This window comes from Confluentibacter flavum (genome assembly GCF_002843175.1).
In the GTDB taxonomy this organism is placed as follows: Bacteria; Bacteroidota; Bacteroidia; order Flavobacteriales; family Flavobacteriaceae; genus Confluentibacter; species Confluentibacter flavum.
The window spans coordinates 1-26,484 of the sequence record NZ_PJEO01000003.1 but is presented as its reverse complement, the minus strand read 5'-3'; the positions used below and the strand labels follow the sequence as shown (position 1 = coordinate 26,484).

At 34.4% G+C, this 26,484-nt stretch carries 21 protein-coding genes; 13 read left to right on the top strand and 8 right to left on the bottom strand.

What is annotated here, in order from left to right; all coding sequences use genetic code 11:
- Positions 1–3: 3 nt before the first annotated feature.
- Positions 4–1,668, bottom strand: a complete 1,665-nt coding sequence (locus tag CSW08_RS00225; protein ID WP_106657902.1) for a glycerol-3-phosphate dehydrogenase/oxidase — start codon at positions 1,666–1,668, stop codon at positions 4–6.
- A gap of 429 nt (positions 1,669–2,097) precedes the next feature.
- Between CSW08_RS00225 and CSW08_RS00220 the strand changes: the two genes are divergently transcribed.
- The 5 genes from CSW08_RS00220 to CSW08_RS00205 all read left to right on the top strand — a co-directional run bounded on the left by CSW08_RS00220 (position 2,098) and on the right by CSW08_RS00205 (position 7,815).
- Entirely contained in the window at positions 2,098–2,829 is a 732-nt protein-coding gene (locus CSW08_RS00220) for an FKBP-type peptidyl-prolyl cis-trans isomerase (RefSeq protein ID WP_106657901.1), read from the top strand.
- Positions 2,830–2,956: 127 nt separating this feature from the next.
- On the top strand, positions 2,957–3,838 hold the full coding sequence (gene era / locus CSW08_RS00215) for a GTPase Era (RefSeq protein ID WP_106657900.1): 882 nt from the start codon (positions 2,957–2,959) through the stop codon (positions 3,836–3,838).
- Between the two features lie 82 nt (positions 3,839–3,920).
- A complete protein-coding gene (locus tag CSW08_RS18030; protein WP_157831401.1) occupies positions 3,921–4,058 on the top strand; it encodes a hypothetical protein in 138 nt (45 codons plus the stop codon).
- A 136-nt stretch (positions 4,059–4,194) separates the two neighbouring features.
- Positions 4,195–5,625 (top strand): CehA/McbA family metallohydrolase domain-containing protein, encoded by a 1,431-nt coding sequence (locus tag CSW08_RS00210; protein ID WP_106657899.1) that lies wholly within the window; start codon positions 4,195–4,197, stop codon positions 5,623–5,625.
- A 603-nt stretch (positions 5,626–6,228) separates the two neighbouring features.
- On the top strand, positions 6,229–7,815 hold the full coding sequence (locus CSW08_RS00205) for a choice-of-anchor I family protein (RefSeq protein WP_106657898.1): 1,587 nt from the start codon (positions 6,229–6,231) through the stop codon (positions 7,813–7,815).
- An 83-nt stretch (positions 7,816–7,898) separates the two neighbouring features.
- Here CSW08_RS00205 and CSW08_RS00200 read toward each other — a convergent pair whose 3' ends face one another.
- Positions 7,899–8,390, bottom strand: coding sequence for a GTP-binding protein (locus tag CSW08_RS00200; RefSeq protein WP_106657897.1), 492 nt, complete (start codon positions 8,388–8,390; stop codon positions 7,899–7,901).
- Positions 8,391–8,533: 143 nt separating this feature from the next.
- On the opposite strand from CSW08_RS00200, the gene der reads away from it, so the two are divergent.
- The 3 genes from der to CSW08_RS00185 all read left to right on the top strand — a co-directional run bounded on the left by der (position 8,534) and on the right by CSW08_RS00185 (position 15,772).
- The gene (gene der, locus CSW08_RS00195) at positions 8,534–9,838 is read left to right on the top strand and encodes a ribosome biogenesis GTPase Der (RefSeq protein WP_106657896.1); all 1,305 of its coding nucleotides are present in this window, start codon (positions 8,534–8,536) and stop codon (positions 9,836–9,838) included.
- A 138-nt stretch (positions 9,839–9,976) separates the two neighbouring features.
- Complete coding sequence (locus CSW08_RS00190; protein WP_106657895.1) at positions 9,977–12,757, top strand: outer membrane beta-barrel protein; 2,781 nt, start codon at positions 9,977–9,979, stop codon at positions 12,755–12,757.
- 234 nt (positions 12,758–12,991) lie between these two features.
- A complete protein-coding gene (locus CSW08_RS00185) occupies positions 12,992–15,772 on the top strand; it encodes an outer membrane beta-barrel protein (protein ID WP_106657894.1) in 2,781 nt (926 codons plus the stop codon).
- A gap of 119 nt (positions 15,773–15,891) precedes the next feature.
- Here the strand turns inward: CSW08_RS00185 and CSW08_RS00180 are convergent, their stop codons facing one another.
- From CSW08_RS00180 to CSW08_RS00160, 5 genes are all read right to left on the bottom strand, one after another.
- Positions 15,892–16,674 (bottom strand): TPM domain-containing protein, encoded by a 783-nt coding sequence (locus tag CSW08_RS00180; RefSeq protein ID WP_238987171.1) that lies wholly within the window; start codon positions 16,672–16,674, stop codon positions 15,892–15,894.
- Positions 16,675–16,756: 82 nt separating this feature from the next.
- A complete protein-coding gene (locus CSW08_RS00175; protein ID WP_106657892.1) occupies positions 16,757–17,194 on the bottom strand; it encodes a TPM domain-containing protein in 438 nt (145 codons plus the stop codon).
- The gene (locus tag CSW08_RS00170; RefSeq protein ID WP_106657891.1) at positions 17,195–17,809 is read right to left on the bottom strand and encodes a LemA family protein; all 615 of its coding nucleotides are present in this window, start codon (positions 17,807–17,809) and stop codon (positions 17,195–17,197) included.
- Between the two features lie 63 nt (positions 17,810–17,872).
- On the bottom strand, positions 17,873–18,202 hold the full coding sequence (locus tag CSW08_RS00165) for a MerR family transcriptional regulator (protein WP_106657890.1): 330 nt from the start codon (positions 18,200–18,202) through the stop codon (positions 17,873–17,875).
- A complete protein-coding gene (locus tag CSW08_RS00160; protein WP_106657889.1) occupies positions 18,202–19,173 on the bottom strand; it encodes a M23 family metallopeptidase in 972 nt (323 codons plus the stop codon). Before CSW08_RS00160 ends, CSW08_RS00165 begins: the two co-directional genes overlap by 1 nt.
- A gap of 217 nt (positions 19,174–19,390) precedes the next feature.
- Here CSW08_RS00160 and alaS point away from each other — a divergent pair, with 217 nt between their 5' ends.
- On the top strand, positions 19,391–22,015 hold the full coding sequence (gene alaS, locus CSW08_RS00155) for an alanine--tRNA ligase (protein WP_106657888.1): 2,625 nt from the start codon (positions 19,391–19,393) through the stop codon (positions 22,013–22,015).
- A 141-nt stretch (positions 22,016–22,156) separates the two neighbouring features.
- Positions 22,157–23,110: a GSCFA domain-containing protein gene (locus CSW08_RS00150; RefSeq protein ID WP_106657887.1), complete on the top strand. Its 954-nt coding sequence runs from the start codon at positions 22,157–22,159 to the stop codon at positions 23,108–23,110.
- A gap of 5 nt (positions 23,111–23,115) precedes the next feature.
- Here CSW08_RS00150 and CSW08_RS00145 read toward each other — a convergent pair whose 3' ends face one another.
- Positions 23,116–24,294, bottom strand: a complete 1,179-nt coding sequence (locus CSW08_RS00145) for an AraC family transcriptional regulator (RefSeq protein ID WP_106657886.1) — start codon at positions 24,292–24,294, stop codon at positions 23,116–23,118.
- A 259-nt stretch (positions 24,295–24,553) separates the two neighbouring features.
- On the opposite strand from CSW08_RS00145, the gene CSW08_RS00140 reads away from it, so the two are divergent.
- The 3 genes from CSW08_RS00140 to CSW08_RS00130 all read left to right on the top strand — a co-directional run.
- Positions 24,554–25,057 (top strand): T9SS type A sorting domain-containing protein, encoded by a 504-nt coding sequence (locus CSW08_RS00140; RefSeq protein ID WP_106657885.1) that lies wholly within the window; start codon positions 24,554–24,556, stop codon positions 25,055–25,057.
- A 39-nt stretch (positions 25,058–25,096) separates the two neighbouring features.
- Positions 25,097–25,726 (top strand): outer membrane beta-barrel protein, encoded by a 630-nt coding sequence (locus CSW08_RS00135; protein WP_106657884.1) that lies wholly within the window; start codon positions 25,097–25,099, stop codon positions 25,724–25,726.
- 68 nt (positions 25,727–25,794) lie between these two features.
- A partial coding sequence (locus tag CSW08_RS00130) for a hypothetical protein (RefSeq protein ID WP_203226821.1) occupies positions 25,795–26,484 on the top strand: 690 nt, incomplete at its 3' end.

Genomic DNA, 26,484 nt, shown 5'->3' with positions numbered 1-26,484 from the left:
TAATTAGAACTCGGTTTCGTAATAGTGGGTTGCATCATATAAAAGTTGTTGCATTTGGGTTTTTTCAGCGTTTATTCTATCCGCATCCCAATTAAAATAGTGTTTCATATCCTTTACAACTACATCTAAATTTTTGCTGATGCTTTTAATGTTGAAATATAAGCTACTGGTGCGTCTTACAAAAAAATCGGCTACCGTATTGGTCATTTCATAATGGACACAGTACCATAACTCGGCCTTCACTAAACGGTCATTAGGTTTGCCTGATAGTGTTGTTGCTTTTTCTAATATGATATCAGCGTTTTTTCCAAAGGTTGAACATAGGTATGACGCATAAAAATGGTCGGTAATGCCGAAATCCAATAACTGTCTTTCTAGTGCTTTTATATAGGAAGCAACGTATTCAGAAGATTTTAAAGCAGGTGTTACTAATGGAATGGTGTCTGTAAAGGATTCTTTAATATGTCCTTTGTCCTTTGTGGACATTGTTTTTAAAACGATTTCAATTACACGATGCGCCATTTTTCTGTAGCCTGTTAACTTCCCGCCAGCAATGGATATGAGTCCGCTATCTGAAACGAAAATCTCATCTTTTCTGGATAATTCAGAGGGATCTTTACCGTCTTCATGAATCAATGGTCGTAATCCAGCCCAATTCGATTCCACATCCTCAACAGTCAGATTCACACTTGGGAACATACCATTAATAGCATGTAGTAAATAATCGACATCCGCCGTTGTCGTCACCACATGGTTTAAATTTCCAGAATAATTGGTGTCGGTTGTGCCTACATACGTGGTTTTTCCTCTGGGAATGCCAAAAACCATTCTGCCATCATCCACATCAAAATAAATGGATTGCTTGATGGGCAGTTTTTCATAAGGAAACACAATATGAACACCTTTGGTTAAATGCAAGCGTTTGTTGTCAAGGGAGACATCTTTTTTTCGAATAACATCCACCCAAGGGCCTGTCGCCGACACATAATTTTTGGCTTTTATGATGATTTTTTGTTTAGAATTGTGGTCAACACATTCAATATTTTCAATTAAAGAATCGGTGTAATTGAATGATGTCATTTCACAATAGTTAATGATAGTAGCACCAAATCCAGCTGCTTGTTTTAAAATTTCGATGGTCAAACGGGCATCATCGGTTCTGTATTCGGTATAAAAACCACCACCTAAAACAAATCGGTCGTCTAACAGCGGTTCTTTTTTTAGTGTTTTCTTTTTGTCGAGCATTTTACGTTTGTCATCATCATTCACATCGGCTAAAAAATCATAAACCATGAGCCCGAGAGACGTCAGCGTTTTTCCATAACTACCACCTTCTATCAAGGGTAAAAGCATTTTTTCTGGAATCACTAAATGCGGGGCTAAGTTATTAAGAATGGCACGCTCCGTTCCAGATTCATGGACCAAACCTATTTCAAATTGCTTTAAATACCGCAAGCCGCCATGAATGAGTTTCGTGGATTTATTACTGGTTCCAGAGGCAAAATCATTTTTTTCAATAAGACAGACTTTTAAACCCCGAGATGAAGCTTCCAAAGCTATACCTGCACCTGTAATGCCGCCACCAATAATAACCAAATCGAAAATACTGTTCTGTATTTTCTCTAATTGTTCAGTTCTATGTAAAACAGAAAAGGGAATGGTGTTCATTTGGAATAGTTGGTGTTATAAATCTAATGATTGGAATATCCGTTTTTTTATTTTAACGATTATTAATTTGTGACAGTTGCTACAGGTGACAGTCGTTATATGATTGATTCTGACAATCAAATCTAAATTACTTACGTAAAGTAAAATTGCAAAATACGTGTTTATCAATTACTAAAATATACCATAAATATATGTAAATAATAAACAATTATATATCTATAATTAGTTGCTTAAGCATGTTTAGAGTTTATAAGCTTAAATTATTTATTAAAACACGAAGCATATTTTTATTGTGGATTTAATTTTGCTACTTTTGGCATCGGTTTAAAATAAACCAAAACAAACATTCAGAAAATAGACTTCTTATTATAAAGTGATACATTTTAAGTAGTTGAAAATAGATTAACAATAAACATTAAATAAAAGAAAATGAAATTATTTAAATTTTTAGGAACCATTGTATTAGCATCATTGGTTTTTTCTTGCAATAGCAAAAAGACAGTTACAAAAGAATCATTAAAAACAGAAGTAGATTCTGTTAGTTATGCATTAGGTTTAGATGTGGCAAGTAGTATTGGTTCAAATTTTGAAGAAGTTAACAGTGAATTGTTTTTAGCAGGATATATGAATGCTATGGATTCTACGAATACCATTTTGGATAAAGCTGCAGCCCAAACCATCATCCAAATGTATGTTCAAAAGAATCAAGCTAAAATGATGCAAAAGCAACAAGAAGCTGCGGCTAAAGAATTAGAATCACAATTTGGCGAGGTTAAAGTTGCTGGAGAAACGTTTTTGACAGAAAATAAATCAAAAGAGGGTGTAAAGACTACTGCTAGCGGATTACAATACATCGTTGAAAAAGAAGGTACTGGCGAAAAACCAACCGCAACTTCTACCGTTAAAGTTCATTATACTGGAACCTTAATTGACGGAACTGTTTTCGATAGTTCGGTTGAAAGAGGCGAACCTGCTCAATTTGGTATAGGTCAAGTTATTAAAGGTTGGACAGAAGGATTACAATTAATGTCTGTAGGTTCTAAATACAAATTTTTCATTCCTCAAGATTTAGCTTATGGTGCTAGTCCACGTCAAGGTGGCCCAATACAACCATTTGCAGCTTTGGTTTTTGAAGTTGAATTGTTGGAAATAGTTCAATAATTTTAGATACAAAATAAAAGTATCATTAAAACAGGAAGCAAACGCTTCCTGTTTTTTTTGTTTAAAACAATATCATAGTGTAATAATTGCCTCAAGGTTGTAACTTTGCAGTATTAAAATAAAGTGTATGAATCATAAAGCGGGCTATGTAAATATTATTGGGAATCCAAACGTTGGGAAATCTACATTAATGAACGCGTTTGTTGGGGAAAAGCTATCTATCATTACCTCAAAAGCACAAACCACACGTCATAGAATTCTAGGGATTGTAAACGGTGATGATTTTCAGGTGTTGTTTAGCGATACGCCCGGTATTATAAAACCAGCGTATGAGTTGCAGGAATCTATGATGGGTTTTGTGAAATCTGCTTTTGAGGATGCCGATATTTTACTATATATGGTTGAAATTGGTGAACAAGCTTTAAAAGACGATATGTTTTTTGAAAAGATTACCTCTTCTAAAATCCCTGTATTATTGCTCTTAAATAAAATTGATACCTCCAACCAAGAACAATTGGAAACCCAAGTACAATTTTGGGCAGAAAAAGTGCCTAATGCAGAGATTATTCCCATTTCTGCTTTAGAAGGATTTCAAGTAAAGGAAGTATTTAATAGGATTATTGAGTTGCTTCCAGAATCGCCACCATTTTATCCTAAAGACCAGTTAACGGATAAGCCCGAACGTTTTTTCATCAATGAAACCATTCGTGAAAAAATCTTAATTCATTACAAAAAAGAAATCCCTTATGCCGTTGAGGTAGATACCGAAGAGTTTTTTGAAGAAGAAACCATTATAAGGATCCGTTCTGTTATTATGGTTGAGAGAGAGACCCAAAAAGGCATTATTATTGGTCATAAAGGAGCTGCCTTAAAACGCGTAGGGGTAGAGGCTAGGAAAGATTTGGAGCAATTTTTTGGCAAGCAAATCCACTTAGAGCTCTACGTGAAAGTGAATAAGAATTGGCGTTCCAATCAAAAGCAGCTGAAACGTTTTGGTTATAATCAGTAGTAAAAGCTAATCGTTACTTTTTCTTAAGTTAACACAAACTTTACAGTCGACAGTTACATTTAATAAAACCAAAACTTATTTAATGAAAACAAGCTTCAGACTTTCTATTTTAGCCCTATTAATTACTTTTTCTTCGTGTAGCAAAGCTGATTATATTATTGAAGCAGATGCTAGTTTACAAGCAAAATCTTTTAAATCCCCAAAATCCTCAAAACTTTAAGGTCAATTTTTAATACAAAACAACCATTAAAGTTGGTGGGGGAAACAGCATTAGAGATCACGGCAATTGAACCTCAAAGCAAGAAATTGAATATTATGATTATTTAAAATATTCCAGAAATTTTTAAAAAAAGAACATGTTAAAAAAAACATCAAATTTAAGTTGCACAGCATTGCTTGTTTTTACTGTACTTGTAATCACAAAGATGACGGGGCAAAACGACAGCATAAGAAGTTGGCGTGCAGGCGATCACCATATCCATAGTAAATACAGTGCCGGATATGATACTTCGACCACCCCGCCCATCTATAATTTTGAAGAACAGCCGTATTCGATCCTAACGAATGCCGAAAAAGCAAAACAATACGGACTGGACTGGATGGTAGCAACAGATCATGGAGGACCGAACCATGCTAAAATAAACCTGGAAAATGCGTATCCAGAATTGCTAAAATCCCGTGAAAAAACGCCGGAAGTCATTCAATTTCACGGGATGGAATTTGATGCGCCCTCGGCAGACCACAACAGTTTGATCATTCCCCATTCCGATCATGAGCACACTTTGCTTTACGAAATTGAAAGCCAATTTGCCACAAAAGATGTTTTTCCTAGGCAACCGGAGCGCGAAACCGAAGAACATATGTTGAAGGCCATAACCTATATGAAAAATGCCAAAACCCCGCCGGTCTTGATTTCCAACCATCCTTCCCGTGGTGCCGATTCTTTGTTTGAGTATGCGCATAAAGAACCAAGGGAGTTTCGCAATTGGAATAATCTTGCCCCAAATGTAGCCGTGGGAATGGAAGGTGCACCGGGCCACCAAGCCGGAAATTTGAAGCCTGACGGCAGTTTGGATACAACAGATTCCAGACCCTATGGCAATCAAACCATGGGGGGGTATGACCAAATGACCGCTTATTTGGGGGGATTTTGGGATTCTATGCTGGGCGAAGGTCGTCGTTGGTGGATTACGGCCACCTCGGACTCCCACACCAACTGGCGGGATGGCGGCAGTGATTTTTGGCCTGGTGAGTATTCCAAAACCTATGTGTATGCCAAAAAGAGCTACGATGATATTCTGGAAGGGATAAGGAACGGACGTATTTTTATTACCACCGGTGATTTGATATCTGAACTTGAATTTAAAGCTGCCTACAAAAATAAGGTCGCCCAAATTGGAGGCACCTTGCCCATCCAAGAAGACGCTGATGTACAAATTACAATAAAGCTTCTTGATCCGGATACAGTAAATCATCACGGAGATAATCCACAAGTGAATCGGGTAGACCTTATCGTTGGTGAAGTAACGGGCAAATCTTCCGACTTAACCCTAGATCACAATTTCACCACAAGGGTTGAAAAACGGTATTATGCAGAGGAAATGAAAAGGGAAGGAGATTATCTGGTAATGACTTATTTGATTAAAAATGCGCATCATAGCATGTATTTGCGTCTCCGTGGGACTAACAATACGTATGAACTTGAGCCGGTAAAAGACCATACCGGCGAAAATCCATGGGATGATCTTTGGTTTTATTCGAATCCAATATTTTTAGAGGTTAAATAATCCTTTTATTGAACTTTAAATGTTCTATTTAATAACTATTTCCTCAACTATATCTTTATGTCAAGCCATATGGTCCGAATAAATTTGCAGTGCCATTCATGAGTATGTTCTTAATTTTTAGTTATCTAGATTGAGCCGGTATTCAACATCGGCTTTTTTTATGCCTCTGCACAGTTGAAGGAAGAATCCTTTTTTTGGATTCACAGTTAAAAATGAATTCATTAGTGTCATAAGCACTACTTATTAGGGCAGAATCATAATTTTGTAGAAAATATTTTAAACTAACTTTAAGAAATGTTTATCAAGCAGTCTTAACGGCCTATCATCTTCAAGATGGGTTTAAGCTGTTGCAATTCGTTTTTTCCATTCATTTGAATGACTCTTTCCGTTCTATGTAAGTTTAATAACGGGCATAGTATATCCCTCGCAACGGATTAAAGTGAGCATAGTGCGGATGAAAGTGAATAAGAATTGGCGTTCCAATCAAAAGCAGTTGAAACGTTTTGGTTACAATCAATAGCAAAAGCTAATCTTTAGTTTTTCTTTAGTTAACACAAATTTTACAGTCGACAGTTACATTTGATAAACCAAAAAACTTATTAAATGAAAACAAACTTCAGACTTTCTATTTTAGCCCTATTAATCACTTTTTCATCGTGCAACAAAGTTGATGATATTGTTGAAACAGATGCTAGCTTACAAGCAAAATCTGCAAAATCGTCCAATTTCAATGTCAATTTTAAATACAAAACAACTATTAAAGTTGGGGGAGAAACAGCGTCAGAGATAACGGCATTTGACCCTCAAAGCAAGAAATTGTTTGTTGTTAACCTTGAATTAAATCAAATATCAGTTTTTGATATTTCTGACATTGACAATCCCAAAGAGGAAGCGCCTTTAGTTTTAGGCTCGGGAACACCAAATAGTGTGGCTGTGAGTAAGGGATTAGTTGCCGTAGCTGTTGAAGCAGCTATTAAGCAGGATTTAGGTTCTATTATGTTATTTGAAGCTTCTTCAGGAACACTTTTAAATTCTTATCAAGTAGGGGCGTTACCAGATATGGTCACATTTTCACCGAACGGAAAATATATTGTTTCAGCCAATGAGGGTGAGCCAAATAGTCTATATACTGTTGACCCAAAGGGATCTATTAGTATCATTGAAATAATTGCTGGAACAACTACTACATTATATTTTGATGATTTTAATAGCCAACAGTCCATGTTGGAAGCAGGAGGTTTTAGGGTTTTTGGTCCTAATGCGACTTTGGCAATGGATGTTGAGCCAGAATATGTTGCTATTTCAGATAACTCAAGGTATGCTTGGGTAACACTTCAAGAAAATAATGGTGTTGCAAAAATCAATCTTGAAACGAAACAAATAGAAACTATTTATCCACTAGGATTTAAAGACTACAACTTAATTGGTAACGAGATAGACGCTAGTGATGATGATGGTATTAAAGCCTTGAACAATTGGCCAGTTTATGGTATATATATGCCAGATGCCATTAAATATATAAAGGTAAATGGCATGGATTATTTAATTACTGCTAATGAAGGTGATGCTAGAGAGTATATAGATAATAAAGGAACGGATGATGAAGATGATGATGAAGAGGTTTTTGTTGAAGAAGCGCGTGTGAAGAACCTTGATTTAGATCCGATTGCATTTCCAAACGCCGCATTTTTACAGGAAGACGAAAATTTGGGAAGATTGAAAATAACCAAAACACTTGGTGATACCGATGGTGATGGCGACTACGATGAGCTTTATAGTTTCGGCGCAAGATCTTTTACGGTTTGGACTGGAAATGGACAAATGGTTTATGACAGTGGTAATGATATTGCTTTGCAAACCTTAAACTTAACACCAGACAGATTTAATGACGGTGATGGAAGAAGTGATGATAAAGGTGCTGAACCAGAAAGTGTTGAGGTTTTAACGATTCAAGGCAATAAACACGTTCTATTTGTAGGTCTAGAAAGAAATGATCAGATTATGGTTTATGATATTTCAAATCCTGCAAGTCCTATATTTTTGGACATCTTATCGCATGATGGAGATGAAGGACCTGAAGGCTTAATATCTATTCCATCGAAAGATAGTCCTAATGGAAAAGATTTATTAATAGTATCAAATGAAGATAGTGGTACCGTTACAATTTATGAGAACAATCAAAAAGATTAAGATATTAATGTTTTTTTTGAGTTAGTTAATTTAGTTTAGTTTTAAGTGAGCTCTAAATTGGTTTCAATTTGGGGCTTATTTTTTTAACCTATAGTCTTTTGCATAAAAACATATAAGTCGTTTATTTCTTCGTCACTTGAATCTTTTCCAATTCTTCCAACAAAATAAAGCAAAAACCAAATAATTACCATCAATAGCATAAAGCTAATTTGGATGATATAACTCGTATTTAAAGAAATATTGGTGTAGGCCCATATTCCAAAAGCAATAAATAAACCTGCAACCATAAAGTGTAAGAACATAAACAGCGTCCATACGGTTGGATTGGGACCAACCAAACCACTTACACTGCTGGAATGTTCTTCAATTTTGTTGACTTCAATTTGTAATTGTGGAGACCAAAATGTGCTGTGTACATTAGATTTTCTAATAAACACATGATCATCAATGCGTGTAATGATAAAGAGTGATTGGGCAGATTTAGCTTCAACAAAAGCATTTAAGACAGTGTCTTTGTCTTTATTGATTTCGAATTTAAATCTAGGTCGTAAAGCGATGTCATTTTTGGAGAGCATGGATTCTTCTTAGTTTATGCTAAATTTAATGATTTTTGTGTATAATTTAAGCATTTTAATCTTTTCCCAAAATGAAGAATGCTTAAAGTATATTTGTTACTTTTGCAAAAGTTTTCAGAAAAAAAAGAGCTTAAGCAAAAATTATGAGCAATATAGTAGCCATTGTTGGACGTCCAAATGTTGGGAAATCAACCTTTTTTAATCGGTTGATTCAAAGGAGAGAAGCTATTGTTGATGCCGTTAGCGGTGTTACCAGGGACCGTCATTACGGTAAAAGTGAATGGAACGGTAAGGAGTTTTCTATTATAGATACTGGAGGTTATGTGTTGGGAAGTGATGATGTTTTTGAAGCCGAGATAGATAAACAAGTAGAATTAGCGATTGATGAGGCCGATGCCATTATATTTATGGTAGATGTTGAAACAGGTGTTACTGGCATGGATGAGGATGTTGCCGAACTTTTAAGAAAAGTAAATAAACCTGTGTTTTTGGTCATTAATAAAGTTGATAATGCCAAGCGTAATGAAGATGCGGTAGAGTTCTATGCATTAGGTTTGGGAGAATATTATACCATAGCCAGTATTAATGGTAGTGGAACGGGAGAATTATTGGATGCGCTTGTAAAAGCCTTACCAGAAAAAGAAAATGTGGAAGAAGCAGAGTTGCCACGTTTTGCTGTGGTTGGTCGCCCAAATGCAGGTAAGTCATCATTTATTAATGCATTAATAGGCGAAGACAGATACATCGTAACCGATATAGCTGGCACCACACGTGATGCCATTGATACAAGATATAATCGTTTCGGATTTGAATTTAATTTAGTTGATACGGCGGGAATACGCAGAAAATCCAAAGTAAAAGAAGATTTAGAATTTTACTCGGTGATGAGAAGCGTTAGAGCCATTGAACATTGCGATGTGTGTTTAATCGTTATGGATGCCACACGAGGTTTTGATGGTCAGGTTCAAAATATATTTTGGTTGGCTGAACGTAACAGAAAAGGGATTGTCATTCTTGTAAACAAATGGGATTTGGTTGAAAAAGACCATAAATCTACCAACGAATTCGAAAAGATGATCAGGGAACAACTGGAACCTTTTACCGATGTGCCTATTGTGTTTATTTCTTCATTAACCAAGCAACGTATTTTTAAAGCGATAGAAACGGCCGTTGAGGTTTATAATAACCGAGTAAAAAAAATAAAAACCAGCAAGCTAAACGAGATTTTACTGCCCATTATAGAAAATTATCCACCGCCTGCATACAAGGCGAAATATGTAAAGATTAAATACATTATGCAATTGCCAACGGCGCAACCACAATTTGCCTTTTTTTGCAACTTACCTCAATACGTAAAAGATCCTTACAAACGTTTTCTAGAGAACAAAATACGTGAACATTTCGATTTTAATGGGGTTCCCATCAGCATATATATGCGTAAGAAGTGATTTTAATAGAAACATAAATTTTTGTTAAAAAGTAGATGTGTCTTTAATTCCATTAAACCTTATTCTTTTAGATAAGTCTAAAAAGTAATGTTTAAAATTAAATTCATCTATCACTAATTACCAAACGAAACCATTCCAATGAAATATTTTTTCACTCTAGCCTTTATACTTTATACGTTAGTTTCATTTTCACAAGTAAAATCTTTTAAAGTTCAAGGCAAATTAATTTCAGAAGACGAAAAAACACCCCTTGAATCTGCTACCGTTTATTTAGAGCGTGCTAAAGACAGCACCATGGTAACTTATACAATTACGGATAGAGCAGGTAATTTTTCTTTGGAAAACAGAACAGATGAAGCTGAGTTGGGTATGTTTATTTCTTTTGTAGGATATCAAACACACTTTCAAAAAGTTAAAATCGATAATAAGGAAATTAATTTAGGTACCATTAACCTAAAGACGGATATTGATGCCTTAGATGAAATTATTGTAAGATCTACACCCCCTATTACGGTTAAGCAAGATACTTTGGAATTTAATGTTCGCTCATTTAAAACTAAAAAGGATGCTAATGTTGAGGATTTGTTAAGAGAACTTCCTGGGGTAGAGATTGATGAAGAAGGTACCATAACCGTAAATGGTAAGGAAGTTAATAGAATTTTTGTTAATGGTAAGCCCTTTTTTGGAGATGACCCGACAATTACAACCAGAAATTTAACTAAAGATATTGTTGAAAAAATCCAAATTCTAGACACTAAAAGCAAAGACCAAGCTTTTACTGGCGAAACAGTTACTGGAGACAATAAAACAATAAACTTGGTAATAAAAGAGGAAAACAATAAGGGCGTGTTTGGTAGGGTTGCAGCTGGTTTAGGTACCGATGAGCACTATGAATATGCAGGTATGTACAATTATTTTGATAACGATCAACGCATCAGTGTGTTAGCTGGAGGTAACGATATTAATTCCCCTGGTTTCAGTTTTGGTGAAATACGTCAGATGTTTGGTGGTGGTAATACTGGATTTGGCGGTGGTAGATCTTTTGGAGGCGGCCAAGGTATTACGGAATCCCAGAATTTTGGAGGTAACTATGCTGATAAATTTGGTGAATCTACTGACCTCTCTGCTAATTATTTCTATTCAGGAAGTAATTCTGAAAACAAAACATTAAGCAATAGAGAAAATATTTTACCCGATTCTAGATATTTTACAACTTCTGAATCTGCCTCGTTTACTGATAGTGATAGCCATAGTGCTAATGTTGAATTTGATATTGAAGTTGATCCAACACTTTTAATCAATATACAGCCTTCGTTTCGCTATTCAAAAAGCACAACGGTTTATACCGAAGACGAATCATCTTCTGATGACAATAATACATTATTAAATGAATCAACATCAGCATCAAATGTTGAGAATATAGGTAAAAACTTTAGTAATGACCTAGACATCACTAAAAGGTTTGGCACCAATGGATCTTTTTTGAGATTTAGCATCGATAACCAAATTAATACTACAGAATCAGATGATTTCTTAAATTCTGAAACTACTTTTTTTCAAGATAGTTCTAGAGATGTTTTAAGGGAACAATACACGGACGGTGATTCTAAAAGCAATCAATTTAGTTCATCTTTGACCTATAGAGTGCCACTTATAGGTAAAGAGTTTTTTGCAGAGTTTCAATATAATTATTCCAATAATAAACAAGAAAACATAAAAAGCACGTTTGATAGAGATTCAGGTACAGGTGAGTATTCAGATTTTAATACAGATCAAAGTACTGATTTTGAATATACCAATAAAGCACAAACACCTTCTTTGGAGTTAGAGTATAGAAAAGAAAATTGGTCCGCAAGCATAGAGACATCTTATATTTTTAGAACATTAGAGAATAATGATGGCTTACGACCTAATTTAAGTTTGACACGTGATTTTGAGGCTGTTGAGTTAAATTCTAGATTTCGTTACAGTTTTAGCCCGCAAGCATCATTAACTGTAGGTTACAATTTAAATAATAATGTGCCTCAATTATCACAATTACAACCTTTTGTAAACGTATCTAATCCATTAAATACGATTGTTGGTAATCCTGAATTAGAACCTGAAAATGCACATCGTGTTTATGTAAATTACAACACATTCGATTTTCAAAAAGGGACTGGATTCTACGGTTATTTTAATGCCAACTTCCAAAACAACCAAGTCGTTTCAAAAACAACCATTGATGAAAATTTACAAAGAGAAACCACGTATGCCAATGTTAATGGAGCGTATAACATTAATGGATATGCCTCATTAAACAAAAAGGTAACTATTGATAGTTTAAGAACCTTGAATTTTGGTGTTGGAATAAACCCTAATATAAGACGTTCCATAAACTTTAACAATGGTATTCAATACTCGAGTCTTAATACCACCTTGTCGCCAAGTATTGATCTACGTTTGGTTTGGCGTGACGTTCTTGAAATCGCTCCAACCTACAGTCTGTCATACACAAAAAACACATTTGATATTGATAATTTCAATACACAAGAGTTTATTAGTCATAATATGATATTGAATACTGCTACGTTTTTGCCTAAAGGATTTGAATGGCGAAATGATATACGATTTAATTATAATCCCAACATAGCAGATGGTTTTCAAAAAAGTGCTTGGTTTTGGAATTCTTCTTTAGCATATTCAGTTTTAAAAGACCAAGGTACGGTAACGCTTAAAGTATACGATTTATTAAACCAGAACACCAATGCGCGTAGGGTAGCTACACAAAACTATATTGAAGATACGCAAAGTACCGTTTTAACACAGTATTTTATGCTAAGCTTTAGTTGGAAGTTTAATACCTTGGGAGATCAAGCTAACCCAAATAGCGGAAGAGGATGGCAAGGTGGAGGCGGAAACTTTAGAGGACGTCGCTAAAAAAACATTATCAAAGCATTTTCAAACAACACCCTAATTAGGTGTTTTTTTTTTTGAATATAATAGTGTTGCCATAGTAATTTCCAAATCAAATAAGTAGGAATGGAATCACTTTTTTACCTATCTGGTTAATTTTGTATGTAAAATTTAAGTTTTTTTTAAGAATTATCACACGATTATGTAGTTATATTCGTTTTTATAAAAATTACAATCATCAATCAATCAACCAATCACATGAAAAAAATCTTAATTATTGTAGTAATTATGCTTACTACGCATGCCTATTCACAATCACAATCATTTAAAATTTCTGGAAAATTACTCTCTGAAGAAGGCAACACCCCTTTAGAATCCGCTACTGTTTATTTAGAGCGAGTTAAAGATAGTTCCATGGTAACTTACACCATTACAGATAGAAATGGAGGCTTTGAGTTAGTGGATAAAATAGCAGACAAAGAAATTAATTTATTTATATCCTTTGTAGGCTATGAAACGTATTTTAAAACCATACAGCTTGATAGCCCAGAAATAAAATTAGGAGCTATTACTTTGAGGACAGATAGTAATGCTCTTGATGAGGTTATTGTTAAATCTGCAGCACCGGTAGTTATAAAACAGGACACATTAGAGTTCAACACAGCATCATTTAAAACAAAAAAAGACGCCAATATTGAGGATTTGCTGAGGGAATTGCCAGGTGTAGAAGTAGACGAAAATGGATCTATTAAAATTAACGGGAAATCTGTAGACAAAATTTTGGTAGACGGAAAACCATTTTTCGGCAGCGACCCAACGATTACTACCAGAAATCTTAATAAGGATATTATTAGTAAAATTCAGGTGAGTGATACCAAATCAGATGCAGAGGCATTTGCAGGAGAAACCGGTAACCAAACGAGTAAAACCATTAATTTGGTCATGAAAGAAGACAAAAATAAAGGTATTTTTGGTCGTGTGGCTGGGGGTGTTGGTACAGACGACAGGTACGAATATGCAGGTATGTTTAACCTGTTTAAGGGCGATCAACGCCTGAGCATTTTAGCTGGGGGAAACAATATAAATCAATCTGGATTTAGTTATGGTGAAATAAGTAAAATGTTAGGGGGTGCTAATTCTATGGTTTCATATGGGAATGGTACTGTAATTATAGACGGTAGGAGCTTTGGTGGGGGCCAGGGCATTACAACTTCCAGAAGTTCAGGCGCAAATTATGCAGACGATTTAGGGAAGAAATTAGATATTTCGGCTAATTATTTCAATTCTAAATCCGATTCAGAAAATGAGAGTATAACCGAGCGAGAAAATATTTTTACAGATAGAACCTTTTTTAATGATTCGCAATCAAAGACAATAAATGAAACAGATACCCACGATTTGGGTATGGAAGTACGTATTAAGCCAGACTCTATGCTTTTTATATCTGTTAAACCTAAACTAACGTATATAAATTCTGAAAGTATTGGTGATGCCAATGAGCAAAGTTATAATGCTTCCCGTGTGCTTACCAACGAGTCTACAACAGGTACATACGTAGATAACGAAACCAAAAATTTTAGTAATGATATTAGTTTCACAAAACGTTTTGGAAGTAAAGGGTCTTTCTTAAGAGGTAATTTTTACGTTGATGATAAAACAAGTTTAATTGATAATTACTTTAATTCTGAAGTTGTTTATTATGGTGACAACCCTAGAACAGTAGAGAGAAATCAGTATAGGAAAACAGATGATAACTCCAATACTACATATTGGAGTTTAACTTACAGGTTGCCATTGATAGGAAAAGAATTTTATTTAGATTTTAACTATGAATACCGAAACACGATTGCTAAAAGGCGCTTTAGTTCTTTTGATTATGATGCGGTTGCCGAAGAGTTTGAAACAGATATTAATGAAGACTTTAGTACAGATTTCAAAAACACAAATCTCTTAAATAGCCCGTCTGCAAAATTGGGTTACCAAGATAAAAAGCTGAATACTTATGTCATGGCTAAATATCTTTTTAGGGATTTGGAAAATATAGATTATTTAAGGCCAAACTTTAATCTTAAGAGAAGTTTTGAAGCTCTTACGGGTACAACGTATTTAAGTTACAGGCCCACGCCCCAGAAAATGGTTTATTTGTATTACAATGTAAACAACAGTGTGCCAGATATTTCAAGATTTCAAGCATTTAGTGATATAACAGACCCATTGAATACTGTTACGGGCAATCCATTGTTAAAACCCTCAACTACTCATAATTTTTATACGTATTACAATATTTATAATCCTAATGGTAATGGATTTAGCTTGTATATGAGTTCTTTTATGGAAGACAATGCCGTGGTAGCTAAGCAAACCATAAATGATGATTTAAGCAGGGAAACAACGTATGTGAATGCTAAAGGTATTTATAGGGTAAATGGAGATGTAAGCCTTTCAAGAAAAATTAAAATAGATTCCCTTAGAACAGTACAAATTTATGGTGGCATTGGGGGAGGGATCAATCGATCCGTAAATTTTAATAACGATGTGCAATTCGCAAATTTAGCAAAGACAACTAGTGTAAATATTGGCGCTCGTTTCGTTTGGAAAGATGTTATGGAGTTAAGACCTTACTATACGCTTAGTTATACAAAAAACACATTTAATTTTGAAGGGTTAGAGGGACGTGATTTTACAAACCACAGAATTAGAATTTTTAATTTAGTCAACTTTACTAAAAAATTGGAATGGCAGAATGATATAAATTTTAACTATAACCCTAATGTCGCCGATGGCTTCCAGAAAAGTTCGTGGTTTTGGAACTCTACTTTATCGTACTCTGTGTTAAAAGATCAAGGAACCATTACTCTAAAAGCATTTGATTTACTAAAACAAAACACCAACGCCACAAGGGTGGTTAACCAAAACTTTGTTCAAGACCAACAAAATACTGTGCTTAGGCAGTATTTTATGATTGGGTTTAGTTGGAAATTCAATTCTTTAGGAGCCAACGCTGGTCAAGGAGGCATGGCACCACCGCCACCAATGTAGATTTACTAAATGGTTAATATATTCAAAAAAAGTTTGAAATAGAGTTAATTATTGTCTTGTTCATCAATGATGGTAATTAACTCTTTGGGTTTTTATAGATTTTGATGATTTTTATAAAATCACCAACCGCCTGAAGCGCCGCCGCCGCCAAATCCGCCGCCGCCGAAACCACCACCAAAACCACCGCCTCCAGAGCTTCCGCCACCAAAACCTCCAGAGCCACCACCAAAGCTGCCTCTACCCATATTGCTTAAAATAATGGCATCCCAAATATCAAAACCACCAGATTTATTGCCTCTGTTGCCCCCGCCACCGCTACGTTTATTGTTTGAAACGGAAATTAGAATGATGATGAAAATAATCACAAAGATCAATCCCACTGGAAATCCATTGTCATTATTGGATTTTCTAGTGCCTTTATATTCGCCAGTTAACACTCCAAAAATGGCATCAGCACCTCTATTAAGTCCGCCATAATAATCCCCTTGCTTAAAATAAGGGATGATGTCGCCTTCAATAATACGCTTAGACATGGCGTCGGTTAATAAATGCTCTACCCCATAACCTGTATTAATGGCTATTTTTCTATCATCCTTTGCTAATAAAATTAAAATTCCATTATCTTCCTTGGCTTGTCCAATGCCCCATTCTTGTCCCCATTGTGCTCCTAAAAAATTAATATCCTCACCTTCTGTAGAGTTAATGACAGCAATAACAATTTGGGTTGATGTGGTATCTGAGTATTTGATTAACTTCTCTTCTAAACTCCTTTTTTGCTCGGCAGAGAGCAGATTGCTATAATCATATACACTGGTTTGAAAATCTGGTTTTTTAGGAATTTCAAATTGCGCATGTACTATTTGAATACATAATAATGCTATTAAAGACAGTAGAATGTTAATATGCTTATTGCGTGTTTTCAATTAGATGTGATATTTAAATTAAAAGGTTTCTTTTATGGGGCAATTTGTAAAACACAGAAAATTAACCTTTCGAAATGGTATTTGATAACTCGTTGGTGTCTAAGTCTGAATAAGGGAAATGCTGTTGTAATTGCTCGCCACACTTTAAAATGCCTTCAATTAAACCTTGTTTAAAATTACCGGATTTAAAATGAGATTGTATGATATCCTTAGTGCTATTCCAAAAATTTATTCCAACAATGTCATTAATGCCTTTATCACCATAAATAACAAAGGTTTTTTCTTCAACGGCTACATATATTAAAACCCCATTTTGCAACTTGGTATTGTCCATTTTCAAAGCATGAAAAACGTCTAATGCACGATTATAGGCATCGCCTTTAGACGTTTTTTCTATATGGACACGTATTTCTCCAGACGTTTTAAGTTCAGCTAATCTAATGGCTTCAACAATCTCTTGTTCTTCGCTTACAGATAGGAAATCTTCAACTTTAGACATTTAAAATTCTACATTAGGGGCGTTTTCACTTCCGGCAGCACTTGTAAATCTTGCCATTTCTTTGAAACCAAATAAACCGGCTAATAATTTGCCAGGGAATTTACTTGTATAAATATCATAGGTATTAACAGCTTCGTTATAACGATCTCTGGTAACATTAATTCTGTTTTCAGTACCTTCTAGTTGCGATTGCAGTTCTAAAAAGCTTTTATCCGCTTTTAAATCCGGATAACGTTCAACAGTTACCAGTAGCCTAGATAAAGCACCACTTATACCTTGTTGGGCTTGTTGAAATTCAGCCATTTTTTCGGGAGTTAGATTAGTGGGGTCGATGGTGGTTTTAGTCGCTTCAGCACGTGCATTAACAACAGCTTCTAAGGTTTCTCGTTCATGCGAGGCATACCCTTTTACGGTAGACACTAAGTTAGGTATAAGGTCTGCGCGACGTTGGTAAGCGCTTTCAACATTAGACCATGCCGTTTTTGCATTGGCTTCATATTCTACAGCAGTATTGTTAAAATTGTAAGCAAAAATTCCGCCAACAACAACTAAAATGGCTAAACCTATTAAAGCTATAGCTCCACATCCTAATCCAGCAATCCATCCTTTTTTCATTTTATATAAATTTTATGATTTTTAATCGGTTATGTATGATTAGTAATTCATTTCCAAGAAATGTTACAGATGCTCTTTAATTTTTATGAGCTGATTTCTGATATCTTCTAATTTACTTATTATTTCAAAGTTGTTGAGCGTTTCTTGCTTGTCTTCTTTCAAATGGATTTTTGCACCTTCTAGCGTAAACCCGCGCTCCTTAACCAAATGGTAAATAAGCTTAAGGTTTTTAATGTCTTCTGGTGTAAACTTCCTGTTGCCTTTGGCATTTTTTTTAGGTTTAAGGGCATCAAATTCTTTTTCCCAAAAGCGTATTAAAGAGGTGTTCACAGCAAATGCCTTGGCAACTTCGCCAATAGCATAATATCGTTTTTCAGGTAATTCTATATACATTAATCGAGAGATTGGTTTTCCAATGACGCATGTTCTAGCATTTCATTAAATTCTTCGGCCGTTAAACTTCCATAGTAAAAATTAATAGGATTGATACGCTCATCATCTTTAAATATTTCATAATGAAGATGCGGAGCTTCAGAACGTCCTGTACTACCAACAAAACCGATAAGATCGCCACGCTTCACTTTTTGGTTTTTTCTAACATTGTATTTGAATAAATGGGCATATAAACTTACATAACCATAACCATGATCGATTCTAATATGGTTGCCATAGCCCGAGGCTGTATTGTCGGCACGTTCTACTACACCATCGCCAGTGGCATAAATAGGTGAGCCTTTTGGAGCTGAAAAATCCATGCCCCAATGCATTTTTCTAACCTTAGTAAAGGGATCTGAACGAAAACCATAACCCGACGCCATTCTAGAGAGGTCTTGATTACTTACAGGTTGTATAGCAGGAATAGCGGCCAAAAGTTTTTCCTTATCTTCTGCTAGTTTGGCAATTTCATCAAGGGATTTTGATTGTACCACAAGTTGTTTTTGAATGATATCCAAACGCTTATTACTTTCTACTATTAATTTAGAATTATCAAAACCCTCTAAACTTTTATATCTGTTTACTCCTCCAAAACCAGCTGTACGTTGTTCTTCAGGAATTGGGTTTGCTTCAAAGTAAACGCGATATATATTGTTATCCCTATCTGCTATATTCGCCAAAACCATCTCCGTTTTCTCCATTTTTTTGTTAAGCAATTCAAACTGAAGTTGGGCATTTTGCAATTCGCGTTTTAAGGCTCTTTCTTTGGGTGATTCAACAAACTGACTTGCTAAAAAAACAAAAATAAATCCAAACAAAGCAGCAGCTAAAGTAAATACAAAAGCATAAGTAAAGGTTGTTCCTTTTTTGCGTTCTATTTTTTTATAGGACAGCGACTCAGAATCGTAATAATATTTTACTTTACTCATTATTTAATTTATACTATTTTTACACCAAATTAAATTGCCAAACGTTTGGTTTTTGGTATGTAAACGAACAAACCTACAAAATATTTTTCAAAGTAAATTTAGTAAAACTAACTGATAAAAACTTAAAGTAAGTTCTATCCGTTAAAAATTTAAGATAGATTTGCAGGGAAAACAAAAAAAGTGGTTTCCAAGAGAAACACTGTTTTAATAAAATTACATGAAGTCACAAGATATTCGAGCTCAGTTTTTAAGTTTTTTTGAAGATAAAAAACACCTTATTGTACCATCTGCACCTATGGTTTTAAAAGACGACCCAACCTTGATGTTTGTAAACTCTGGTATGGCTCCTTTTAAAGAGTATTTTTTAGGAAATGCACAGCCCAAAAGCAACCGTATTGTAGATTCACAAAAGTGTTTGCGCGTTTCGGGAAAACATAACGATTTAGAAGAAGTTGGTTATGATACCTACCACCATACCTTGTTTGAAATGCTTGGAAACTGGAGTTTTGGTGATTATTTCAAAAAAGAAGCCATTGCTTGGGCTTGGGAACTACTTACCGAAGTTTACGGAATTGATAAAGACATCTTATATGTTACCGTTTTTGAAGGAAGCGAAGAAGATAAGCTTCCCATGGATACGGAGGCATACGATTTATGGAAACAATTTGTTTCAGAAGAACGCATTTTAAAAGGAAATAAAAAAGACAATTTTTGGGAAATGGGAGATCAAGGGCCCTGTGGACCTTGTAGTGAAATACATGTTGATATTCGCTCCGCGGAAGAAAAAACAAAAATTTCGGGTAAGGATTTGGTAAACCAAGACCATCCACAAGTAGTGGAAATCTGGAATTTAGTATTCATGCAATATAACCGAAAAGCTAATGGTAGCTTAGAAAGTTTACCAGATAAGCATATTGATACAGGTATGGGTTTTGAGCGTTTGTGCATGGTGTTGCAAGGTGTGCAATCTAATTATGATACTGATGTTTTCACCCCTATTATTAGAGAGGTTGAAACCATTACTAATAAAAAGTATGGCGAAGATGTTAAAGTAGATGTGGCGATTCGTGTTATTTGCGACCATGTGCGTGCCGTTGCTTTTTCAATAGCCGATGGACAATTGCCAAGTAATACGGGTGCTGGATACGTCATTCGTAGAATTTTGCGTCGTGCGATTCGTTACGGATTTACATTTCTAGACAAAAAAGAACCATTTATTTATAGGCTGATTGATGTGTTAAGCGCAAAAATGGGAACTGCCTTCCCAGAAATTAAAACGCAGCAACAATTGGTTACCAACGTCATTCGTGAAGAAGAAGCGTCGTTTTTAAGAACTTTGGACAAAGGTTTAGATTTGCTTGAAGAAGTTATTACATCTACTACAAAATCAACAGAAATTTCAGGAGCTAAAGTATTTGAATTGTACGATACCTTTGGTTTCCCAAAAGATTTAACGGCCTTGATTTTAAAAGAAAAAGGATATGCTTTCAACGAAAAAGATTTTGAAATCGAACTTCAAAAGCAAAAAAAGCGTTCGCGTGCAGCTTCTGAAGTTACAACTGAAGATTGGACCGTTTTAATTCCAGAAAATGTGGAAACATTTGTAGGTTATGACCAAACTGAAAATGATGTAAAAATAACTCGTATCCGTAAAGTTAATTCGAAAAAAGATGGCATTTTATACCAAATCGTTTTAGACAATACCCCTTTTTATCCAGAAGGTGGGGGACAAGTTGGTGATAAAGGAAGCCTCACCCCAACCCTATCCAAAGGAAAGGGAGCTATTGAAATAATAGACACTAAAAAAGAAAATAACTTGATTATTCATTTTGCGAAAAGTTTACCAAATGATTTGAACCAAACTTTTACTGCAAAAGTCAACACCGAATTAAGAACGTCAACTTCCAAAAATCATTCCGCTACGCATTTGATGCATTTGGCTTTGAGAACTATTTTGGGAACCCATGTGGAGCAGAAAGGGTCGTTGGTAAATCCGAATTATTTACGTTTTGACTTTTCGCATTTTTCAAAAGTTACTGATGAAGAGTTACGTCAAGTTGAAGCAAGTGTAAATACTCAGATTGAGGCACAATTACAATTGGTAGAACACAGAAATCTTCCTCTTCAGCAAGCGATGGAACAAGGTGCTATGGCATTGTTTGGTGAAAAATACGGTGATACTGTCCGTATGATTGAATTTGGTGAAAGTAAAGAACTTTGTGGTGGCATTCACGTGAAAAACACAGCTGATATTTGGCATTTTAAAATCATTTCTGAAGGTGCCGTTGCAGCAGGAATTCGACGTATTGAAGCGATTACAGGTGATGCTGTGAAAAGTTTTTACCAAAGTCAAGAAAATACGTTGGCTGAAATCAAAGAAACGTTGAAAAATCCACAAGATATTTTAAAATCCGTTATTTCATTTCAAGAAGATAATGCTAAGTTGAAAAAACAAATTGAGCAATTAGTAAAAGAAAAAGTTGAAGGCTTAAAAAACAACTTAGTTGCAGAATTTCAAGAAATAAACGGTGTTAACTTTTTAGCAAAACAAGTTGATTTATCAATGAGTTCAACCAAAGATTTGGCTCAAGCGATTGGAAGTTCAAAATCAAATTCATTTGTGTTTTTGGCTTCAGTTGAAGATAATGCGCCAAATATTCATTGTTATATTTCAAAAGAATTAGTTGCTGAAAAAGGTTTAAATGCTGGAAATGTCATTAGAGAATTATGTAGATACATCGACGGAAATGGTGGCGGCCAACCCTTCTTTGCATCAGGAAAAGGGAAAAATGTTGGGGGAATTAATGAGGCTTTAACGGCGGTTAAAAGATATGTCAGTTAGTATTAAAGTTGCAGAGTACCAAAGCTCCAAAGCTTCAAAGTCGCAAAGTGTCAAAGCTTCTAAGCTGATAAAATTTAAACTTGAAGTCCTTTATAAATTTAACTTTGTAACTCTGTAACTTTGTAGCTTTGCAACTCTATCATGAAACTCCAAACCCAAATACCATTAACGAAGCAGTCTAAAAACCTAATAGACTATCATTCTAATATTCTTTTGTTAGGGTCTTGTTTTGTTGAAAATATAGGGGATAAGTTATCATATTTCAAGTTTCAAAATCTTCAAAATCCGTTTGGAATTATTTTTAATCCGGTTTCGTTGGCTAAGATTGTTGAAAGAAGTTTAAAGCAAAATTATTATTCAGAGAAAGATATTTTCTTTCATAACGAACAGTGGAATTGCTTTGAGGTGCATTCCGAATTATCAAATCCAAATAAAGAAACCTTTTTAAATTCTTTAAACGAATTAATCGATTCAACAAATAAACAATTAATCGATTCAACCCACATCATCATCACTTTAGGAACCGCTTGGGTGTATCGTTTTGTTGAAACCAATACCACGGTAGCCAATTGCCATAAAGTACCTCAAAAACAGTTTGTAAAAGAATTATTGTCGGTTGATGATATTATTAATTCGCTGGAAACAATGGTAAGTTTAATACATTCTGTAAACTCCAAAGCATCCATTATTTTTACGGTATCGCCCGTGCGCCATATAAAAGACGGTTTTGTTGAAAACACTATAAGTAAATCGCATCTTATTTCTGCTATCCATAAAGTAATTCCCCCTTTGGGGGATAGGGGGCTTTACTTCCCGTCTTACGAAATTATGATGGACGAACTCCGCGATTATCGTTTTTATGCAGAAGATATGTTACATCCAAACCAAACCGCCATCAATTATATTTGGGAAAAATTTCAGTTAGTTTGGATTTCAACAGAAGTATTTAAAACAATGAATTGTATTGATACCATTCAAAAAGGATTACGACATAAACCATTCCATCAGAATTCAGAGGCACATCAAGAATTTCTTAAAAAACTAGAAGCTCATAAATTAGAGGTTCAAAAAAAATATGCTCATATTACCTTTTAAGACCATTACTGTTTTTTAAACTTTAGATAGTCTTGAGGTGAATAAGTGGTTACTTTTTTAAATGCACTAAAAAACGGGTTGTAAGAGGCAAATCCAGTTTTGTAAGCTAAGGACTCTAGCGTATTGGTTTTTAAGTAACCCTGTTCTATCAAATTGATACTATCTTTTATTCTAGAATGCGTACGGAATTCGGAAAAAGATATACTTGAGTGGTATTTAAACAAATATACAATATGACTTGTTGGTACGCCTAATTTGTTGGCAATATCGGTAAAAGATGCTTTGGGATTTCTAAAAATAAATTCTTCATGACTCAATTTTTCAATTTCATCAATATATCCAAAAATGTTAGACCTAATTTTTTCTTGTAATTTTAAATCTTGATGGTTCTTTTGGGAACCAGGCTCAAATATCCAATTTTTATTTGCTGATGCTAAAGTTTGCTCATCACTTAATTGGGGAGGTGTAAACTTGAGAAGCTTTTTATTAAGAATAGGCAATCCGTATAATATTTCAGGAGAAATTAAAATTTTAAAGTAGATGAATAACCAAAAAATCAATATAAGAGGAGCCATCGTTTTTCCTGAAATCAGGGATTCAGAATTAACTTCTTTGTAAATCGACGCCATGAGTGCGATAGACCCCAATACATTTAAAGTAAATAAGTAAATGGACCATTTTTTAATCAAATTAAAATGGATATTACTAATGGGAATATCTTTTTTAAACCATATGTTTTTACTCAATAACTTGAAAATCAATATCAAATAGAAGAGTATAAATCCTGCTATTAAAATGAAATTGGTTATACGTCCAAAATGGAATATAAAGCTATCCTTTAAAATGCTATTGGTATTAATGGCATACAGGCATACAATGAAAATAAAATGCTTAAAATCTTTAAGACTATAGGTCTTTTTTTGATGGACTAGATACTTGTAATATAAATAGAAACAAGGTATAAGCGACAAATAAACTAAGGAAGAAGGGCCTTGTTTAGGAGCTAAAAGGGTTTGTATGCCCAATTCATAACTACCATGGATTAAAAAACGAATGGAGACTATTAAAATGATAAATAGTAAAAAAGCATTGTAAAATGGATTGGATTTATAAGAAGTAATCATTAAGGCAATTGTAACAATGCCTACAATTCCTGTAAATAAAAATAAAAATGATTCTATCAATTTTTAATGGGATGGATTTTGGTTAGTATGTAAAAATAGCAAATTAATAAAGAGTTTGAATGAATAATTAATTGACAAATTAAAACCCTTTGCACTTAAACGATTTTTATCTTACTAATTACTTTAAATACTTACTGATTCATTCAAAAAATCGACAATAAGTTTATTTTTATCGTTTAAACGTATTTTTATTGGTATGTTTACAACCTGATTGAAACTTACGTATTTAATCATATTAACCCCAAACTTATCAAAACCTATGATGAAACTATTACTATTAGTAAGTTTTTGTTGTGTCTTTCAACAACCCATTTTTTCACAATCAAATTTAGTAAGATCTACAACCGGGGCTTCAGGAGCCTCTGAAGAAATAACAAACGGAGGTAATACCTATGTCATTCAACAAAGTATAGGACAACCAAGTGTTATTGGTACAACGGTAAATGGGGATTACATTTTTCGACAAGGGTTTATTCAACCTAATGTGTTATCTAAAATTATAGAAAAAAATATACCCTTAAATCTGCAATTAACTGTATACCCAAACCCTTTTGTAGAACAAATTTCATTAGTGTTTAAGGAAGATATAGAAGGTGACATTCATATAACCGTATTTAATATGTTGGGAGCCCAGATGTTTTCAAAAAGTTACCGAACTAACCAACAAATAGATATAACATTAGGTTGGTTGTCTACAGGAGAGTACATTCTTAAAACTGTTGCTAATAGCAAACAGTTCATCTCCAAAATCATAAAAAAATAGAGCAACTATAAATACTATACTTTTAATTAACCCAATAACATGAATACGAAACAAACCCTACAATTATTGCTATTTTTTGTTGGAACAACGATAGCATCAGCGCAACAATTATACCTTGAAGCAGGTAAAACATCATCATCATTTGATTATAAAAATTCACAAGGCGAAAGACTTGACAATTTACAGGCAAGTAATCATACATTTATGAGCTTAGGTTATAGAGATAACCTTGCTTCTTCTGAGAAATTAAATGGCTCTTTGGGGATTGGTTATGCGGGTTATGGCGCCATAGGAAGTGATAATACTTTGGAAGGTATCTTGGAGTGGAATGTTAATTATTTAGAACTAAATGCAGGTTTGGATTTTAATTTATTTGCTATTCATGATTCAGCATTCTATTTAAAGGGACTATTTTCCACTGGAGTTTTACTTCAAGGAACCCAGAGCTTTAATAATGAGGTTATTAATCTTAAAAATGCAGATGACTTTGATAAAACGATGTTCAGTTTTAAGGCAGGCGCGGGTTTTTTGCATCCGGTTTCAGATGAATTGTCTTTTTATGTGCAGTATCTTTTTGGAAAGAGTTTAAACCAATCAGGGAATGACGATTATGAATCCTTAAGAATTGAAAGCCATAACATCAGTTTAGGAGCATTAATAGAACTTTAGTTAACCCTACGTTTATTGAAAAAAATTTAGATTTTAAAAAATATAACAAGTATCTAACCCCTTATCTTATGAAAAAAATATTACTATTACTTTTATTGATTGTTGCTGGTTTTCAGGGTTTTTCGCAAACACCTGGAATTAGTTACCAAGCCGTCATTTTAAATCCGAATACCAAAGAACTTCCAGGCGTAAACGCTCAAACCAGTATTTTGGCAAATAGCAATGTTGCTGTAAGGTTTACGGTTATGAATGAATCTTATGAACAAGAATATCAAGAGTACCATCAAACAAAAACGGATGCGTATGGCATGATAAACTTACTTATAGGGCACGGAACAAGAATAAGTGGGTCCTATTTTGAAGACATTCTATGGATCGGTTTATCAAAAAAATTAAAAATAGATATTGATTTTTCAGGTACGGGTAATAACTTTGTCCTGCTTAGTGAGCAGAATTTAACATATATGCCTCAACCAGCAAGCACTGAAACTTTACAGTTAATTTCTGATAATACAATAAAGATATTGGAAGAAGAGGTAAGAGCTATGGAAGAAGAGGCAATTCTTCAAACAGAGTTAAACACAACTCAAACTGGCGCAGGCTTAAATGCCGATGGTACGTATGCAGCGAACACAAGTGCAAATTACATTTCAGGATCTACGTCATTGCAAGATGCTGCCAATGATTTGGATGCCCAAGCAAAAGTTAATGCAGATGCTATAGCAACAAATAATACAAATGTCAAAGCAGAATTAGAT